At 42.4% G+C, this 19,020-nt stretch carries 14 protein-coding genes and 2 tRNA genes; 8 read left to right on the top strand and 8 right to left on the bottom strand.

The genetic code is table 11. The features are described 5' to 3' along the window. Positions 1–22 precede the first annotated feature (22 nt). The 5 genes from dnaB to DESGI_RS22530 all read left to right on the top strand — a co-directional run bounded on the left by dnaB (position 23) and on the right by DESGI_RS22530 (position 4,515). Positions 23–1,354, top strand: coding sequence for a replicative DNA helicase (gene dnaB, locus DESGI_RS22550; RefSeq protein ID WP_041285054.1), 1,332 nt, complete (start codon positions 23–25; stop codon positions 1,352–1,354). 185 nt (positions 1,355–1,539) lie between these two features. Further along, complete coding sequence (locus DESGI_RS22545; RefSeq protein ID WP_006522195.1) at positions 1,540–2,928, top strand: NAD(P)/FAD-dependent oxidoreductase; 1,389 nt, start codon at positions 1,540–1,542, stop codon at positions 2,926–2,928. A 12-nt stretch (positions 2,929–2,940) separates the two neighbouring features. Further along, entirely contained in the window at positions 2,941–4,227 is a 1,287-nt protein-coding gene (locus DESGI_RS22540) for an adenylosuccinate synthase (protein ID WP_006522196.1), read from the top strand. Between the two features lie 132 nt (positions 4,228–4,359). Beyond that, positions 4,360–4,435 (top strand) — tRNA-Lys (locus DESGI_RS22535). 4 nt (positions 4,436–4,439) lie between these two features. Continuing rightward, positions 4,440–4,515: transfer RNA gene (locus tag DESGI_RS22530), tRNA-Glu, on the top strand. Between the two features lie 148 nt (positions 4,516–4,663). Here DESGI_RS22530 and DESGI_RS22525 read toward each other — a convergent pair. From DESGI_RS22525 to DESGI_RS22505, 5 genes are read right to left on the bottom strand one after another with little or no spacing between them, the layout of a single operon-like run. Next, on the bottom strand, positions 4,664–5,791 hold the full coding sequence (locus DESGI_RS22525; protein WP_006522197.1) for a DegT/DnrJ/EryC1/StrS family aminotransferase: 1,128 nt from the start codon (positions 5,789–5,791) through the stop codon (positions 4,664–4,666). Further along, complete coding sequence (locus tag DESGI_RS22520) at positions 5,773–6,459, bottom strand: formyltransferase family protein (RefSeq protein ID WP_006522198.1); 687 nt, start codon at positions 6,457–6,459, stop codon at positions 5,773–5,775. The genes DESGI_RS22525 and DESGI_RS22520 overlap by 19 nt, the downstream gene beginning before the upstream one ends. A 5-nt stretch (positions 6,460–6,464) precedes the next feature. Further along, positions 6,465–7,424, bottom strand: a complete 960-nt coding sequence (locus DESGI_RS22515) for a Gfo/Idh/MocA family protein (RefSeq protein ID WP_006522199.1) — start codon at positions 7,422–7,424, stop codon at positions 6,465–6,467. Between the two features lie 39 nt (positions 7,425–7,463). Further along, a complete protein-coding gene (locus DESGI_RS22510; RefSeq protein WP_006522200.1) occupies positions 7,464–8,771 on the bottom strand; it encodes a nucleotide sugar dehydrogenase in 1,308 nt (435 codons plus the stop codon). Positions 8,772–8,795: 24 nt separating this feature from the next. After that, positions 8,796–10,046 (bottom strand): glycosyltransferase family 4 protein, encoded by a 1,251-nt coding sequence (locus DESGI_RS22505; protein WP_006522201.1) that lies wholly within the window; start codon positions 10,044–10,046, stop codon positions 8,796–8,798. Between the two features lie 260 nt (positions 10,047–10,306). Here DESGI_RS22505 and DESGI_RS22500 point away from each other — a divergent pair, with 260 nt between their 5' ends. Then, positions 10,307–11,779 (top strand): polysaccharide biosynthesis protein, encoded by a 1,473-nt coding sequence (locus DESGI_RS22500; protein ID WP_492207321.1) that lies wholly within the window; start codon positions 10,307–10,309, stop codon positions 11,777–11,779. A 258-nt stretch (positions 11,780–12,037) separates the two neighbouring features. Here the strand turns inward: DESGI_RS22500 and DESGI_RS22495 are convergent, their stop codons facing one another. Then, a complete protein-coding gene (locus DESGI_RS22495) occupies positions 12,038–13,477 on the bottom strand; it encodes a polysaccharide deacetylase family protein (protein WP_006522203.1) in 1,440 nt (479 codons plus the stop codon). Continuing rightward, entirely contained in the window at positions 13,477–14,718 is a 1,242-nt protein-coding gene (locus DESGI_RS22490) for a GNAT family N-acetyltransferase (RefSeq protein WP_006522204.1), read from the bottom strand. Before DESGI_RS22490 ends, DESGI_RS22495 begins: the two co-directional genes overlap by 1 nt. A 183-nt stretch (positions 14,719–14,901) precedes the next feature. Here DESGI_RS22490 and DESGI_RS22485 point away from each other — a divergent pair, with 183 nt between their 5' ends. Beyond that, positions 14,902–16,008, top strand: a complete 1,107-nt coding sequence (locus DESGI_RS22485) for a glycosyltransferase (RefSeq protein WP_006522205.1) — start codon at positions 14,902–14,904, stop codon at positions 16,006–16,008. 42 nt (positions 16,009–16,050) lie between these two features. Further along, positions 16,051–18,615 carry a glycosyltransferase gene (locus DESGI_RS22480; RefSeq protein ID WP_162141538.1) on the top strand — a complete coding sequence of 855 codons (2,565 nt, stop codon included), beginning with the start codon at positions 16,051–16,053 and terminating at the stop codon, positions 18,613–18,615. A 65-nt stretch (positions 18,616–18,680) separates the two neighbouring features. On the opposite strand, the gene DESGI_RS22475 is transcribed toward DESGI_RS22480, so the two are convergent. Next, a complete protein-coding gene (locus DESGI_RS22475) occupies positions 18,681–18,998 on the bottom strand; it encodes a DUF3307 domain-containing protein (RefSeq protein ID WP_157872847.1) in 318 nt (105 codons plus the stop codon). Between the last annotated feature and the right edge of the window lie 22 nt (positions 18,999–19,020).

Genomic DNA, 19,020 nt, shown 5'->3' with positions numbered 1-19,020 from the left:
GCAATTATAGGTGATGATGGCTATGTGGGAAAAGGTACCTCCCCATAATATAGATGCCGAACAATCGGTATTAGGTGCGCTGTTTTTAGATAACAGTGCCATTGCTATTGTAACGCGATTTATCCAGCCGGATGATTTTTATGTAGAGGCGCACAGGGTTATTTTTAAAACTATCCTGGATTTGGAGGAAAACGGTCATGCCGTCGACCTGGTAACAGTTACCGATCAACTGCGCCGCATCGGAGCGTTGGAAAAGGTTGGCGGCGCCACTTATGTGGCCACCCTCAGTAATATTTCCCCCACTGCTGCCAATGCTGAGCACTATGCTCACATTGTAGAGGAAAAGGCATTGCTGCGTAATTTAATTAACCTGGCCACCCGAATTGCCGGCATGGGTTATGAAGGCAGCGAAGATGCCGAAAGATTGATGGAAGAGGCCGAAAAAATGCTGATGGAACTTGGTTCACGGCGTACTTCGGCACTGTTTACAGAAATCAAGGATATACTGATGGACACCTTCAAGCACCTGGAACACCTTTATAAACATAAAGGTGAGATAAACGGGGTGCCCACTGGTTTTACAGATTTGGATCGCCTTTGCCAGGGATTGCAACCAGGTGACCTGGTAATCGTTGCTGGACGCCCTTCGATGGGTAAAACCAGTTTTGGTATGTGTATTGCGTATAATGCCGCCGAAAAAAATAATAAACCGGTGGCTGTATTCAGTATGGAAATGTCCAAGGAACAGTTGGTGCAACGCATGCTTTGCGCTGAAGCCATGGTAGACCAGCATAAAATACGAACCGGTTTTATCCGTGATGAAGATTGGGGTAAGCTTACCCAAAAGGCCCGGGAAATAGCAAGGCTGCCTATTTTTATTGATGATTCGGGAGTGCTTACGGTGCGCCAGCTAAGGGCTAAAGCCCGAAGATTGCACATGGAAAAAGGACTGGGTTTGATCGTAATCGATTACCTGCAGCTAATGCAAGGTAGTGGTCGTACTGAAAACAGACAGCAGGAGATTGCTAACATATCCCGTTCTTTAAAGGCGCTGGCTAAAGAACTTGGTGTGCCGGTACTGGCGCTGGCCCAGTTAAGCCGTTCTGTGGAACAGCGCCAGGACAAAAAGCCTATTATGTCTGATTTGCGGGAAAGCGGCAGCCTTGAACAGGATGCAGATGTAGTAATGTTTATCTATCGTGATGAATATTATAATCCTGATACAGAAAAAATAGGTATTGCAGATATAATTGTGGCCAAGCAGAGGAATGGCCCCACCGGGGTGGTGGAATTGGCCTTTTTAAAGGAATATACCAAGTTTTTAACTATGACGCGGCGCAATGAAGGTGAATGATTAAGGTTATCGTCCTTGACATAAAAAATACGATTTGATAATATTTTATTGTTGTGCGTTAGAAAATCTTAATAATACTCATTATATAATGCCTTGTAATTAATTGACTCAAACACAGCACCCGTTTGGGTTATTTTTATGTTTAATGTGCAAAATATTTAAAGGAAAAACAGGGGGTTTGCCCGATGGCGCAACATTATGACGTAATTATTGTGGGTGCAGGTCCTGCCGGAATTTTTGCTGCTCTAGAACTGTCCGGGAAAAGGAAGGATTTGCGGGTATTAATATTGGAAAAAGGCCGCGATATCAACCAGCGTATCTGTCCATCCCGGGAAAAGGGAGGGAGTTGTTTTAATTGCCACCCTTGTTCTACGGTTTGCGGTTGGGGTGGTGCCGGTGCCTTCAGTGACGGCAAACTGACCTTATCATCGGAAATAGGTGGCAGCCTGGAGCAATACTTGGGAGAAGACAAGCTTAATGAGATGATTAAAGAAGTCGATCAAGTATATCTTCAGTTTGGCGCACCTGAGCATGTTTACGGATTGGAACACCAGGATGAAATACACGAATTTCAACGCCAGGCTACTGTCGCTGATCTAAAATTAATTCCAGTTGCGATTCGTCATCTGGGTACGGGACGCTGTCAGGAAATTTTACAAAACATGTATGAACACCTAATTAAAAAGGGCATTGAAGTGCGAACCAGGGTAGCGGTTGATCAAATCATTACAGACGGGCATTTGGTAAAGGGTGTCCGTACTGTTGATGGTGAGGAAATTACCGGTGATCATGTAATACTGGCACCGGGACGGGAGGGGGCCGAATGGCTGGCCCAGGAGGCCTACCGGTTGGAACTGCAAACTGGAGTTAATCCGGTTGATATCGGGGTACGTGTGGAAGTGCCGGCCGCCGTAATGGAGCCATTAACCAGGGTGTTTTATGAATCCAAACTCATATATTATTCCCGGGCGTTTGATGACCGGGTGCGTACATTTTGTATGAATCCACGTGGTGAAGTTGTGATGGAGAATAATGATGGATTGGTTACAGTGAACGGGCATAGCCATGCCTTTAACAAGACGGATAACACCAACTTTGCTGTTTTAGTCAGCAAAACTTTCACTGAACCATTTAGAGAACCCATTGCCTATGGTAAGTATGTAGCCAGTCTGGCTAATTTGTTGGGCGGTGGCGTAATTGTACAGCGGTTGGGTGATTTATTGGAAGGGCACAGGTCCACAGTGGATCGCATGAAGAAATGCCTGGTAATGCCCACCCTTAAAGAGGCTACACCGGGGGACCTCAGTCTGGTATTTCCTTACCGGCACCTGGTGGCCATTGTAGAAATGCTTAAAGCACTGGATGTCATTGCTCCCGGTGTTTATTCCCGCTATACTTTACTGTACGGCGTGGAAGTAAAGTTTTACTCTTCCCGGTTGGCCTTGAGCAATGGCCTGGAAACACGGATCAAAAACTTATTTGCGGCAGGCGACGGTGCCGGTGTCACCAGAGGTCTGGCTCAGGCCTCAGTAGCGGGCATTGTGGCCGCCAGGGAAATTCTCAGCAGAATATAAGGGGGATACCAAATGTCTACGGTGGTATTGGTTGGTGCGCAATGGGGAGACGAGGGTAAAGGTAAGGTAACAGATTTCTTGGCCCGGCAGGCCGAAATGGTAGTACGTTACCAGGGTGGTAATAATGCCGGGCATACCGTGGTGGCGGAAGGTCAGACATACAAATTGCATTTAATCCCTTCGGGTATTTTATATGCAGATAAACAATGTCTGATTGGTAACGGGGTAGTTATTGACCCCGGTGTGCTGCTGCAGGAACTGGATGGACTTGAAAAACAGGGTGTCAGTACAGCTAATTTACGAATTAGCCCCCGGGCACATGTAATTTTCCCTTACCATAAGAGCATAGATATGGCAGAGGAGGAGAGTAAAGGCAGTCGTAAAATCGGTACCACATGCCGTGGCATTGGTCCAACCTATACTGATAAGGCCTCCCGGGTGGGTATACGTATGACGGAGTTGATTGACCGTGAGGAATTGGCTGAAAAGCTGCGTGATACACTGGAGTCTAAAATAAAAGTACTATCCCGTCTTTACGGGGTAGAGGAAACTTTTACTTATCAAGAAATGCTGAATCAGTATACCGAATATGCCGATCGTTTGAAAAACTATGTAGCGGATGTTTCTGTGTTGGTTAACGAGGCCATCGATCGTGGTGCCAGGGTGCTGTTTGAGGGTGCTCAGGGTACTTTACTTGATCTTGACCACGGTACTTACCCTTACGTTACTTCCAGTCATCCCATTGCGGCTGCGGCTTGCCTGGGTGCAGGTCTTGGACCCACCAAGATTAAAACCGTGGTGGGGGTGGCTAAAGCTTATATTACCCGGGTGGGTGAAGGGCCATTCCCTACGGAGCTACATGACCAATTAGGTGAATCGCTCCGGCAGAGAGGCTTTGAATTTGGCACTACTACCGGCCGTCCGCGCCGCTGTGGTTGGTATGATGCGGTCATAGCACGTTACGCGGCCAGAATTAATGGTTTGACTTACCTGGCCATTACCAAACTGGATGTACTGTCAGGTATTGAAACATTGAAGATATGCACAGGCTACCGCTATAAAGGTGAAATTATCAATGAATTTCCCGTTAGTTTGAAGCTGTTGGCCCAGTGTGAACCAGTATACCAGGAATTCCCCGGCTGGCAAGAGGATATTTCATCTGTAACTGAATTTAGTGAACTGCCTCAAGCAGCTAAGGATTATCTAAAAAATCTGGAGGAATTGTCCGGTGTGCCTGTAGCTATTGTGGGTGTTGGTCCGGGAAGGGCCCAAACTCTGGTATTGAGGGAGATTTTTTAAGGAGTATCTTTAATAAACCACGGGGACGTATTTCGCCCCCGTGGTTTGTAAAATAGTTGCAAACTTGTAATAATAAAAATTGTTGACACATTGATTAATTTGCTGTAATATATACAACTGTAAGACGTCAGTGAGCCATTAGCTCAGTCGGTAGAGCACCTGACTTTTAATCAGGGTGTCCCGCGTTCGAGTCGCGGATGGCTCACCAAAACGGCCCCATGGTCAAGAGGCCTAAGACACCGCCCTTTCACGGCGGTAACCCGGGTTCGAATCCCGGTGGGGTCACCAATTATAAGCCATCTTTCCAGTAATAGTGGAAAGTGGCTTTTATTAGTTTAAATGAGTCTTTGTAAAGACTGTTGTAATTAAACAGGTGTATGTTTGTTTGGTGTTCATGCAGGTTATCATCTACCAGGTGCCCGCCAAAGGTGTTCCCTTAGCATGTATTTAGCATAACTTCCCTTATAATTGTTTCTATGTCTTGATCACTTAAATAAGGATGCATTGGTAGAGACAGCACAATATTGCAAAGCTCATTGGTTACTTTAAAATCATTTTCGTCAAACTCTAAATTTGCAAAGGCACCCTGCTGATGCATTGGCTTGGTGTAATAAACCATACTGGGGATGCCCTTCTGCTTGAGTTTATCTTTCAGGTTATTGCGTTGTTCATTACTTTTTAATTTAATAGTATACTGTGCAAAACTTGAATAAAACCCCTCCGGAATAAGAGGTATTTCAATAATACCTTCAAGCCCTTCGTTATAAAGCCGGGACACCCGATTAACATCTTCCAGTTCGTGGTTGATAAACGCTTGTAGCTTAACTTTTAGCACGGCTGCTTGTATGGTGTCCAATCTTGAATTTAAGCCAATTCTAACATTATCATATTTATTATCACCCTTACCGTGAACCTTAAGGGATTTGATAAGCTGTGCCAATTCGTCATCATTGGTAAACACAGCTCCGCCATCTCCGTAGCATCCCAGTGGTTTGGCGGGGAAGAATGAAGTAGTCGCTGCGTCGCCGAAACTGCAGGCTCTTTGTCCGTTAATATTGCCACCGAAGCCTTGGGCTCCGTCTTCCAGCACTAACAAATTATATTTACGCGCTATTTTTTCTATCTCAGGATAATTTGCGGGCAGGCCAAACAAATCAACAGGTATGACAACCCCGGGGGTTAGCTTTCCTTCCTTTACTGTCTTTTGAATTGCTTTCTCTAGTTTTGTGGCATCTAAGTTGAAAGTGTCTCTGTCAACATCCACGAATATGGGGGTGGCCCCTTGAAAAGAAACAATTTCACCAGTTGAAAAGAACGTAAAATCGGGTACGAACACTGCATCTCCTTCTTTAACTCCCCAAGCCATTGCCACCAGCGTCATGGCTTCGGTTCCATTAGCGCAGGAGATGCAGTGTTTCACGCCAACATATTCGGCCAACTGCTCTTCTAATTCACTAACCTGTCTACCGCCGATATATTCTGCACTAAGCAGTACTTCCCGTATTGCCGTATCTATTTCATGCTTATATTTTTGATATTGCTTTTTTAAATCTCTGAATTGCATTTAATCACGGCCTTATCTTTTAATTTTTCGAATTTGGAAAGAAGCCTCGTTTCAAATTCATGGGGCATGCGCTTATGTAGTTTATAATTGCCAGGTTCCACATATTCCGTCGCCACATCAATTTTGGCAATAGCATCCACCAGCATTGATATTTCCATGTCGTACTGTCTTTGTGCCACTGCATGGAAAGTATCATTAAAGTAGACTGGAACAATCCTTCTTTCGATTATTAATCCCGCATCCACTTCAGAGCCTATTTGATGAGTTGTGACACCGATGGGCTGCTCATCGTAAATTGCCCATTTGAGAGCATCCAGCCCTCTAACATAAGGAATGTATCCCGGATGAGCATTAATAACTCTATATTGCTCCACTATGGACTGTGGAATGAGGCCCGCTCCGCATATCAGTATTTTTGAATTTACAGGGAGTATATCCTTCACACTTGTATTTTGCATATGGTATTCGTAGCCAAAGTTTTTGCATATTTCCGATGGAAGAACATCATTGAAGTTTTTTGGTCGATGCTCTATAAGCGGCGTATATTTCTTTGCATAATGCAAGGGCTCGGCAAATACCGCCACATCATGATACCCTTTGGTTTTTAAGAGGCAAAGGGTATCGTATGTTTTTCTGTGCGCTATGTTATATGTGAATACTCCAATCATTTTTTTCACCAATCCTTGCTTATTAACTCTTGCACGGTCTCCAGTACCTTGACCACTTCGTGTCCGGTTTTACCACTGGCAATCTCGATTGTTTTATCCAGGTTTTCAACAAAATATTTTAGCTCTTCAGTCAAAGGCATACCTTTCTCATAATCAATGATTTCATCGGGCTGCTCTATTTTAACTGGTTGACCCTTAAGCCAGCCGATTTGTTTTTTATAATAAAGGATGTTCTTCTCTAAAGAGGAATCATCAAAAGATATCATTCCCCGGCTGCCCACCACAACCAATCTTTGTTCTTTGAATGGATGAAGCCAGGATACAAAGATATGAGCGTGTACATTGCCCGGGTAGGCAAACTGGGTCATAGTTACGTCATAAATTTTATCTTGGAGGAATTTTGCTCCTTTGGCTGCTATCTTGGTGGCAGGACGGCCAATGAAATAATCCAGGATGGAAATATCATGGGGCGCAAATGACCAGAAAATATTCTCCTCAGTTCTAACTGTGCCAAAGTTTAACCTGTTTGAGTAAACATAATAAAGTTGGCCAATCTTGCCGCTGTCGATTACTTCTTTGATTTTTATAATAGCCGGATGGAAAAGTAATAGATGTCCTACCATAAGTCTGGCATTTGTTCGATCAGCAATCTCAATAAGCTGTTTGGAGTGTTTTGAGGAAAGGGTCATTGGTTTTTCTATGAGTACATTCAAGCCCCTTTCCAACAACTTTTTCCCCAGGGGATAATGGGTCTCTGCCGGTGTTGCTAGAACATAGCCGTCAAATCCCCACTTGATGGCGGCATCCACATCCGTAAAACCGTGAACCGGGTATTGCCTCAACAGTTCATCCAACCTTTGCGGAGTACTTTCTACAATGCCTGCTAAATTACCCATTTGGAAGAGAGTCCTGATGTGGTTTTGTCCCCATAAACCTCCTCCAATTACACATATTTTTTTGTCCATTGCAGTTACTCCCTATAAACTATTTTGCGATGCGGTTCCCTATAGTAAAATAATGTTATTTCTATTTTGTACATTTTTAGTAGCGTTTTTGGTATCGAACACCCACTTAGAATTTGCTGCAACAAAGTCATAATCCACATTACTATGGGACGCGGTTATGACAATCAAATCATAGCTTTTAAGCATATCAGCATCGATGCTCTCAAGACCTTTAAAAATTTCGCCTTTGTATCTATACTCGCTGATATACGGGTCATAATAATCAACCGACGCACCTGTTTCTTTGAGAATATCTATAACTTTAAGGGCAGGGCTTTCCCTGTAATCATCTATATCCTGTTTGTACGCTACGCCAAGCACAAGAATTTTTGAGCCATTATGTGCTTTTTTATCTCTATTTAAAATCTTGCTTGCTCTCTCAACACAATATTCCGGCATGCGATCATTAATTATCATGGATGCCTCAATCATGGATGTATGGAAACCATATTCACGGGCTTTCCATGAGAGATAATATGGATCGAGAGGTATGCAATGGCCACCCACACCTGCTCCCGGATAGAATGCTTGAAATCCGTAGGGTTTGGTTTTAGCGGCATCGATTACTTCCCAAATGCTGATACCCATCCGGTTACAAAGAATGGCAAGCTCATTTATAAGTCCAATGTTGATATTTCGATAGGCGTTCTCCAGTATTTTTTCCATTTCGGCGATGGTAGGTGAGGAAACACGGTGTATAGGAGCTTCCAGTACGCTTTCGTACAAAGTAGCAGCTATATCAGTACACTCCGGTGTAATACCACCTACGACCTTTGGTGTGTTCTTAACCTTATAAAAAAGATTGCCCGGGTCGACGCGCTCCGGTGAAAATGCCAGATAGAAGTCTTTTCCACATTTCAAACCCGATGACTCAAAAATAGGCTTTAACAGTTCTTTTGTTGTACCGGGATATGTTGTGGATTCTAGAACGATCAGCATGTCCTTGTGCATATAGAGCAGGATGCTTTGTGCGGAAGCTTTGACATAGCTGATAACCGGCTGCTGATGTGCGTCCAGCGGTGTTGGTACGCATATACACACGCAATCCGCCTGCGCTACCTTTGCAAAATCTGTTGTGGCTGAAAGAAATCCGGACTTAACAATAGCCTCTAAATCCTCATTAACTACGTCACCGATGTAGTTTTTGCCACAGTTAACCATCTTTACTTTGGATTCTTGCACGTCGAATCCAATGGTTTTATAACCTGCCTTGGCTTTTTCAACAGCCAAAGGGAGTCCTACATAACCTAGACCCACCACGCCAAGGGTGGCTGTTTTGTTTTGGATTTTTTGTTTTAGTTTACTCATTGTAATCTCTCCAGTTAATTAAGCTCATATCTCAATAATGTTAATTAATTGGTTGGTTAAATTTTTAAAGTCATAATCACATGCCGCCCGATGCAGGTTATCGTTTAAAGCCAGTCGTTCTTCAGCGGTCATGTAATAGAACTTTTCAATTGCTTCTTTGATTTTCTGAGGGCTTTGATTCTCTGTAACAACACCAAGTTTATATCTTAATATCAAATCGTGGTTTGTTATTAAATCTGATACTATTGGTTTATTAGCAGCCATATAATCAAACAACTTGTTTTGACTCATTCCATAACGCGTGATGGGGGTATAGTCGTTGTGTAATAAATTCACATCCGCATGGCATAAAATATAAGGGATATATTTCTTATCAACTCGACCCTTAAAAATTACATTGTCGATTCCATTATCCCGGCACTGCTGTTGAAGCGGTAGTCTTTCGTCACCATCGCCCCATATAAATATTTTAATTTTGGGGTTTTTAATTAATTTAGCTGCCTCAAGTATTGAATTTAAATTATTTACACGCCTTACGGAACCTGTATATATAACTTTGAAAGTGGTTTCATCGTTTAAATTTTTATCATCTAGAGCATAGTGTTCCTTATTATAATTAAATTGTTCCAAATCAACTCCATTATTAACATGGTATACTTTGTTTATATCAATCGGACCACCATGCTCCTTATCCCAACCATGCTCAATTATGTAATCTTTACCCCCTTCCATAGTAAAAATAAGTTTGTCTGCTTTTTTATAAATCCATTTCTCACCTGCATAAAGCAATTTAAGTATTGGATTGCTTTTCTTAACAATTCCATAGGCCACAAAGCTTTCCGGCCATAAGTCCCTGATTTCACAAATACACTTTACATCCAGTTTCTTGGCAATTTTGAGCCCGGCAACCAAAGTTAATGGATGAACCGAAGATGCTATTAGTAAATCCGGCTTCTCAAAGTACTTGGTTACTTTAAATAGCCCTCGGTAGTAGTCAATCATGTTTAAAATTCGGGATTTCCCGTTGTCTTGATAATTACGGGTTTTTACATATACAAACGGAACTTCCTCACTATCATCAGTGATGTAAGTTTCTTTGCCTTTAATAAGATTGTTATTTGAGTTATGAATAGCACTGGAGGCAAAAACAGTTGTGGGGTAACCGGCCTTAATCAAATATTTTGCAAAATTATAATGACGCAGCCCGGTTGTAACAGATGGTGTTCCAGCGTAATGATTAAATATCCATATGCTTTTTTTTACAGCTGATCCCATACACCATACTCTCCTCGGTTTTTAACACCGGCGGTATCAAGTACAAAAGCTAATCATTAGCCATATTATGAGTTTCCTGTGGATCTAAATTCCGGGTGTCGCTGCTTTCGTGAATATCGCTACATAATACGCTAATAAGCATAATATGGTTACAAAAATGCATAGGCAGGATATTTTTGCGATCACCTATATCGCCGGTCTTAGTGACGTTAAGATTACTATGTAAATTTTTTTTTAAAAGACAAAGATAATCACCTAATTTGCTGTTCTTCCATATCATAGAAAATAAAACTTACCTTGCACGGTATAAAAAGAGAGGTAATACAGTGGAGGACAGGCGAAGTAGGGTACTAATAGTAGGTGCGGGTTTAGCCGGCAGCCTGGTTGTTCAATCCATCAGCAATTTAAAAGAAAGGCCGGTAATTATTGGCTTTATTGATGATGATCAGAGTAAACTTAACTTGGAAGTCTGTGGTTTACCTGTTCTGGGCAATCGTTTGGATATTCCGCGTATAGCTGACAGGCACAAAGTTAACGAAATAATCATTGCCCTGCCTTCAGCGCCCCCCGTTGAGGTAAGCGATATTATCCAAATATGTAAAAGGCTGGCCAAGGTAAAAATTCAAATATTACCAGGCGCATATGATTTAAAAACCGGTCGCATCAACCCCACCCCCATAAGGGAAGTACAGTTGGAGGACTTGTTGGGTCGTAAATCATTAGCACTTGATTTAGGCAGTATAAATAATTATTTAAATGACCAGGTAGTATTGGTCACCGGGGCTGGTGGTTCGGTAGGCATGGAACTGAGCGCTAATATAGCTAACAGCAATCCGGGGAAATTAGTACTAATGGGGCGGGGGGAAAACAGTATTTATGAAGTTGAAAGAAAGATAAAACTCAGTCACCCGCAGGTGGATATAGCTACTGAGATAGCCGATATTAGAGATCGTGGCAGAATAACCAGGCTTTTTCAAAAATACAAACCGGGGGTTGTCTTTCATGCCGCTGCTCACAAACATGTGCCCTATATGGAAAGGATACCTGAGGAGGCAGTAAAGAATAACATTTTAGGTACTAAGGTTATGTGTGAAGTGGCCCACGACTTTAATTGTGATAAATTTGTATTAATATCCACCGATAAGGCTGTTAAGCCGACCAGTATCATGGGGGTAACTAAAAGGATAGCGGAAACCATTGTAGTGATGATGAATGAGCAAAGCCAAACTAAGTTTGCTGCTGTTCGTTTTGGTAATATACTGGGCAGCAGAGGTAGTGTCATACCTTTGTTTGAAAAGCAAATCGCCAGAGGCGGGCCGGTTACCATTACTCACCCGCAAATGATGCGTTATTTTATGACGGTGGGTGAAGCTGCTTTGCTGGTAATTCAGGCGGGGGCCATTGCCGTTGGAGGGGAAATATTTGTTTTGGATATGGGGGAACCCGTATGCATCAAAGATTTGGCTTATAAATTAATCAAGCTAAATGGTCTGGAACCCGAAAAGGAAATTGCTATTCAGTATACCGGCATCAGGCCGGGGGAAAAAATTACGGAAGTGCTTGTTGGGGACGATGAGGAAGTAAAAACTACTCAACATAATATAATATTTGCTATTTACAGTTCCACTAAAAACTTTGCTAGGGTGAAAGAGCTGCTTGCCACATTGGAAAACCCCAGCTTTTCTTATGCGGATGAAGATATCAGGAGCTTGTTGCAGCCATACTTGGGGTAAAGTATATAGGGATTATTGAAAAAGGGCTTATTCGGCATTAATTATTGAGAATTTGGATTAACGGTTGATCCTTTTGATTTTCTTTATAATACTTGGTTGGACATTTAACAGAACAAATGTTATCCCAATTAAGGGTTACAGTCTTCCAGAGCTGTAACCCTTTTGTAATATGATAGCTATTTCGTTGCCTTGATAGGTGCCGGGTGTTGAAAGGTTGAAAATCTTGGATTTTCAACCTTTCAACACCCGGCACCAAAGTTAAAGATTATATTTATGGGTTAAGTCCATGTTTTGAATTTGCAATGGTAATAAACTAACAGCCGGCTTACCCCGGGCTTCCAATTGACAGGCGACCCGCAGGATGCGGCGGTATATCCCTCTGGTTTCAGGGAACTCCGGGTTAAAAAAAAGGCCGGGGTGAAAAAGCAGGCTGATGGCCCCGCCAATGCGGCTGATATGGTACAGCAGGCGGTGGAAAACTTTAACCGGTTCCCGGGGATATTGATTGATCAGCGTATTTTCAATGATGATCAGGGGCATCTCCCAAAGGGGTAGGGCTTGACCGGATAAGTGATCGTATGGTTGAAAAGGTCCGGCAATCCCACAGCGGTACCCGATGTAATCCGGATAACCAACGCTTTCATCGCAATAAATACCCATGGAAGCAAGGAAAGAAAATGATTTTTCGGGATCAAAACGCAGGTAATGTGCTCTGCCTGACACAATTGGCCTATCAAAATAAGAACTTAGTTCCGTTAATTGACTGGTAAGCTTTTCAGCATTAAGTAAGGTATCGTAGTTGTAGTGAATGCCGACTACCCAATCCCGGGGGATTTGTCTCATTGCTTCCGGTATTAAGGCTGACCCGCTTCTGGCTCCGAAACGGCCGCCGGAACCGTTCAAGAAGTAAAAAGACGAAGTGTAGCCAAACATTTTTTCCACATCTACCATGCCGGTTATATTCTCCAAATAATAAGCTTTAGGATAAACCGTGTTGCGCAAGATCCACCATAAATTCACCAGGCGGGGAACTTTAAAACTAATTAAAGGTTGAAAAATTCTTACAAACCGTACCGACTGAGTCCACATATCATTACCGCGCAGGTTGTCATTGTCGTGGGATAAGATAACCACGGGCGGCTGTACCAAACCATTTAAATCAAACCTGGGAAGGTTTTGTTTATACAATCCGGAGCAGGCAGCCACCAGGATTGCGACTCCTTCGTTGAAAGCCGGTACCTCCAATAAATTGACTTTACGTCTGGGACTCATTGATCCAATAAACCGGCCGTGAACGTCCCGCAGGGGTTTCTCCCTTTCCTCGCGCAAAGTAAGCAAATCGAACAGGTTGGCAAAGATATTCCAGGCAGGAATAAGTGTCCCCTGATCATGCCGGTACCAAACAGGGGCATCCGCATTGGGCAGGCAGTTCCAACCATCCCCCCGGGGCCGAGGCAAAGGGTTCCAGAGGGTTAATTCCGTACCATTAAAGAGTACTTTATATGGGGCTTCCGGGTAAATCGAAGTATCAATATCCAGTGGTACGGCAATTAACGGCTCTCTAATGTGGACAGCCTCTGCATAGGGGAGAAAACGAATGTTTACTTTTTTCAGCATATCAACAGCTTCTTGAGTAAAAAAACGCATCGTATGCTGAAGGATTTGTTGCCATAAATAATTAGCTTCGACAGTTTTCATCACCCCAACACCCCTTCGGTATAAATTCTATTAATGTACCAGTTGTCGATTGATTTAAGTGAGGGCCGGGCAGCGGAGCCTTGCAGGTAATGAAGTACCATCCACTCGCCACGGGGGATAAAATAAAACCCTACTTTGCGTGCTGCCCGGGCGACTAAATCATCAAAGGGATGACTGTTTACTTTCCATGCCCTGACACCCAGTGCACCTGTTTTACGCAGGCCTACCACCGCGTCTTTGAGTAAAACTGCCACAACCGTTTCCATGCTTGATGAATTAATCTTGTTTGAAGCAGCTATGATATCTACAATGTGCCCAACAGAATTGTCATCCAGTGAATAAGCCACCCAACCCAAAAGTTGGTTATCCAGATATGCAGCACGTACCGTGGCCCGGATATGAGGGTTTTCAAAAATTCGCCATTTCAGAAATGAGGCATTCCTTAGAATAGTTGTACCTCCCCATTGTCTAACAAACGTACGGCATAAATCCGCACCTTCTTCGGGAGGGGTAGATAACGTCTTTAAGCAAATATTTTGGGCCAAGGAATTATTTATTCTTAACCCGGTACTGCATAAAGAGATGGAAGAAAAAACACCGGCCAGGCTGCATAAAATTTTTATTCCTTTAACTTTTATTTTCGATGAGCGATTATTTTTCAACAACACGTTAATTGCGTCTGCATGAAATGGAAAAAACAATTGGGCAATTCCGGTGTGTTCTTCAAAGCCCGCCTTTACATTAGCTTTTATTGCAGGTGTAAACCCCCAGACAACCAAAATATTCTGGCTTTCCATATAGTCAAAAATTTTTTTAAACATTTGTGGGTATATTCCTTTACCTCGAATAGCCGGGTCTAATAGTGCCTCCTCAGATTTACCGGTTAAAAATTCCCCCTCTTGGTCAATCATGCGGATGGGGATTTGGGCCAGCGTGCCTAAAATTTCTTCATCTTTGGCTGCCACAACAAAAGGTATCTCAGGTAAACCGGAATGCAAAAATTCCCATTGCCATTGGGTATCTGTCCTATCTTTCTTATACAAATTATTGTGAAAATTATTACATGCGTAAAAATCACCAGGATTGATAAACCGAACAATGATATCTTGGGTATTACTTGTTTCTTGTTGCGTTCTTTCTTGTTTTTTTGAATTACTCAAGCAATGTGCCTCAATATCCCCCGATACCATTTCAGCCTTAGTAAGTTGCGGGTGCTCACCCGACTTGGTTGCTATTTCCATGGACATAAACCCCATTTTTTTAATTTATTGATAGGTTACGCAAAATTTTTGTGATTGTTACTGGATGTGATTCTTTTTTTAATCCAGGGTTTAAAACTGTAACTCACCGGTACAGGTATGCGTATTATGTCTAAATATGCAAATGAAATTAAGAGGTGAAAGTATGAAAAAAAAGTTTTTATCATGAGCTGCCTGCACTCCTGTGATGATGTCCGGGTATCGGTCAAACAGGCTGCATCACTGGCTATAAAATATGATGTTCAATTACATGCAGTGGGAAATTTTAAATTTACAGAAAAAAATGGAGTTAAATTATACGGCTTACCGAAATATCAAAAGATTTATTTGCGACCGATTAATTGGTGCCGTCTTCTGGTGCGGGCTTTAAAGGCCAAGGCGAGTATATATCATTTTCACGACCCGGAATTGATCCCTGTAGGGCTGGTTTTAAGAATCCTGGGTCGCAGGGTAATCTATGACGTGCATGAAGATTACCCCGATGCAATAATGCATAAAGCCTGGATACCGGTTTGGGCTAGAAAATTAACTTCTAAAGTATTTAATTTTGTTGAAAAGAGAAGTGCTTCAAAATTTAATGCTGTAGTGTTGGCTGAATTAGGCTACCAGGATAGTTTTAAAAACGTTAAGACAATTAAACAGGATATTCTTAATTACCCTGTTTACTCTGTAAACGCTGTAGAGCGTTCTTTGGACAATCAGGGGCCAATTAACTTGATTTATGCGGGTAGCATTAGTGAGATCAGGGGAGCCGTACAAATGGTAGAGGCATTGCACATTTTACGCAGTGAAGCAATCAATGTGCACCTGTACCTGGTAGGGCCGATAAATCAACCCAGTTTGCAAGTAAAGTTAGGCAAACTTGCCGATGAATACGGTTTACATGACCATATAACCATGACGGGCCTTGTTTCGCACGACCGGGTTTATGAGTATTACCGGTTTGCCCATATTGGTTTGGGCCTTCTCCACCCGGTAGATAACTTCCTAAAGTCCCTGGCCACAAAAATATTTGAATATATGGCTATTGGTTTGCCGATGGTGGTTTCGGATTTTCCCAATTGGAAGCAACTCCTTACGGAAGTTAAGGTAGGGGTGACGGCTAACCCCCTTGACCCGCCGGATATAGCAGCAAAAATCAAATATTTAATTGATCATCCCCAGATACGTATCGGCATGGGTGAGGCGGGGCGCAAAGCGTATGAGGAAAAATTTAATTGGTTAACTGAAGAAAAAAAATTACTTGGTTTATACGAAAAATTACTTGGTTAAATGTAAAGGAAAAAGGTGAGGATGGTTATGCAGGGAGGCTATTTGAAATACTGGCCACTGGGGATCTTCTTTTCTATAATTGCCTTGTTGCTGGGGATTTATGGTTTGGCCTTTGGTAACTGGCTACCTCTTTATATATATTTGGTTTTACCACTAATTGCATTAATTGTTTGGCGCCCTTTAATCGGTTTTTGTATAATGATTTTTTTTATTCCCCTGGAAGATTTAACAGTAATTATCCCGTCGTTTACCTTAATTAAGTTAATCGGGATTGTTACTTTTTGGGGCTGGCTAATGCATTTAATCATGGCCAAAAAATTTTTCAAACTTAACAACTTTATAGCTATTTTAGTTTTGTACCTATTGTGGTGCCTTTTATCAGTAACCTGGGCTATTGAGCCCGAACAGAGTATGCGGCGAATGATTTCTCTGGTACAGTTGCTGGCCATGGTAATTCTGGGGTATAACCTGGTGGACAAAAGGAAAGATATGCATTTTATTTTGGGAAGTTATTTATTGGGGGCGTTTATCTCAGCAGTCCTAGGAATCTATAACAGTTATCTACATGATTTTACAATCAGGGCGGTGATGTGTAACTTACAAGACCCCAACTTATATGCCAGGCTATTATCTTTAGGAATGTTGTTTGGCGGTTATTTTGCTTTTACTGCCAGAGACAAACTAATTCGGTTGGCCAGCTTTTCTATGTGTATTGTCTTGTTTTTAGCAATATTGTTATCGGGTTCACGGGGTGCCTGGTTTGCTCTGTTCTTGACCTTGTTGGCAGGTGGCTTTATTGGGGGCAAATATATAATCAAAGTTTTAACCAAACGGGTGGTTATAGTTTGTTTAATAAGTGGATTTATCATCGCTGGGTGGTTGGGTACCTACGTTGTCAAAGAAATGCCGGTGATTTTCCAGCGTGCTCAAAGTATTAACGAAATTTCAGAAAATAGAGCGGCAGGCCGGTTTGACATCTGGTTGGTCGGTTTGGAAATTTGTAAAAATAATTTGGTGCATGGAGTTGGACTTGATAATTTCCCCTATGCTTACAATCAGTATCTTCCAGCAACAGAAGGGGTCACTAAAGGGGTTGGTTTAAACAAGGGCCCGCATAATATTTACCTGGCGGCATTTGCTGAATTGGGTTTACCGGGATTGATTCTTTTATTAGCCCTATTTATTTCAATGTGGCGGATGGGCGGTCAAACAGAAAGAAAGACGGATTTGGTTACCTGCAGGCTTATTACGGTATTTCTGGCACTGGCTGGCTTAACCTGTTTGGACCACCATGCCAAGTTCTTTTACCTGGGCCTGTTAATTCCCGGTATCATGGCCCAATTTAGCATATTAAACGGCCATCAGCCCACCGGCAGTCCGGATAAAGCATTATTTTTATCGACCATATTCCCGAATAAATTTTATAAGAACAGTGGTATTTTTGCCTTTAAAATAATACAAAATCTGCAAGCTACCGGGGTTAATGTAAAAGTAATTGCCCCGGTGCCCTATAGTCCTGTGATACTGTGGTTCAAGGAAAAATGGCGGAACATGGGGAGGGTTCCATGGAAGGAAACCATTGATGGAGTTGAAATATATCACCCTCGCTTCCTTTGCCTGCCCGGTGGTAAGCATGACGACTGGAATATACGATTTATGTATTGGTCTCTTTTGCCGCGAATCAGTATTTTTAATGATGTTGCACAGTATAAAATAATACATTCCTATGGCTTGTTACCCACTGGATATGTTGGTCAATTGATAGCAGAAAAGCTGGATATGTACTCGGTATGTACCGCCATAGGTTCTGATGTTAATTTAGTTGGCCAAAAGCCCACCGCTGTGTTTGATAAAGCCAGGTATACATTGAAAAATGCCCATCAAGTGGTAGCGGTTGGCCAAGAATTAGCCCGGCAGGCTGAAAAACTAAGCGAAACCGCCAGAGAAATTAAAGTAATTTACGAAGGCGTAGATGATGATATGTTTGATACCACTGGTATCAGCAAAGAACAGGCTAAAAATAAATTGGGCTTTAAAACAAATGACCGTATTATTCTTTATGTTGGGCGACTGATACGTCAAAAAGGAGTATATGAGCTTATTGATGCTTTCGCTAAGATAAATGATAAATTTCCATACGTATTCCTTGTTTTGGTGGGCAGCGGTCAGGAAAGGGAATATTTAACCTCGCTGGTTGAAACCAGGGGACTACAGTCCAAGGTTGTCTTTGCAGGTCAGGTGCCCCATGATGAACTTATTTGGTGGTTTGCGGCGTGTGAAGTTAGCGTTCTGCTAAGCTACCATGAAGGCGTGCCCAATGTTATCAAGGAAGCCATGAGTTGCAGCAGACCTATCGTAGCCACTAAGGCGGTAGGTATCTCGGAACTGGTCATCAATGGTGAAAATGGTATTTTAGTAGAACCTCGCAATAGCGATGAAGCGGCGGAAGCTTTGGGTAAATTGCTTGATGACCCTGATTTGGTCATACGTATGGGCAGCTGTGGGCGAAATTTAATTAAAAGCGGCTGGGCTGGATGGAAGCAAACCGCCCAAAATTACCGGCAGGTATATCTGCAGTTGATTGAAGATTCGAATAAGGAAATGTGAATAAATAACAGAAAAGCGTGCACAAGGGATTGCTAAAACCATCACGTGGTTTTCAGCAATCCCTTTTATGTTATATAGACAATAATCACCGTTAAAAAGTGCATTAGCTGGTCAATGATGTTGACGGGATGAAAAAAATTCTTTTTATCAATGGTTATGCGCATTTTTATAAAATCTATTATGGCGTGTGTGACCAAAAGAAATAATGCCTTCCATGGGGCGAAAAGGCCCAGCAGAGCAAGTCCGGGACACATGGCCAGGGTCCATAAAGAAGCATGGATGAGCAGCCCCAAAAAATTTTTTCTTTTGTATATACCCAGTTTTGTTTTTTGCAAAGTGTATTCTGTGAAAACATGGCCACCAAGTGTTATTAGGAATGCCAATAATAGCAACTTACCACCTCTG

The organism is Desulfoscipio gibsoniae DSM 7213 (assembly GCF_000233715.2).
GTDB lineage: Bacteria > Bacillota > Desulfotomaculia > Desulfotomaculales > Desulfallaceae > Sporotomaculum > Sporotomaculum gibsoniae.
This window is presented reverse-complemented; position numbering and strand designations above follow the sequence as displayed.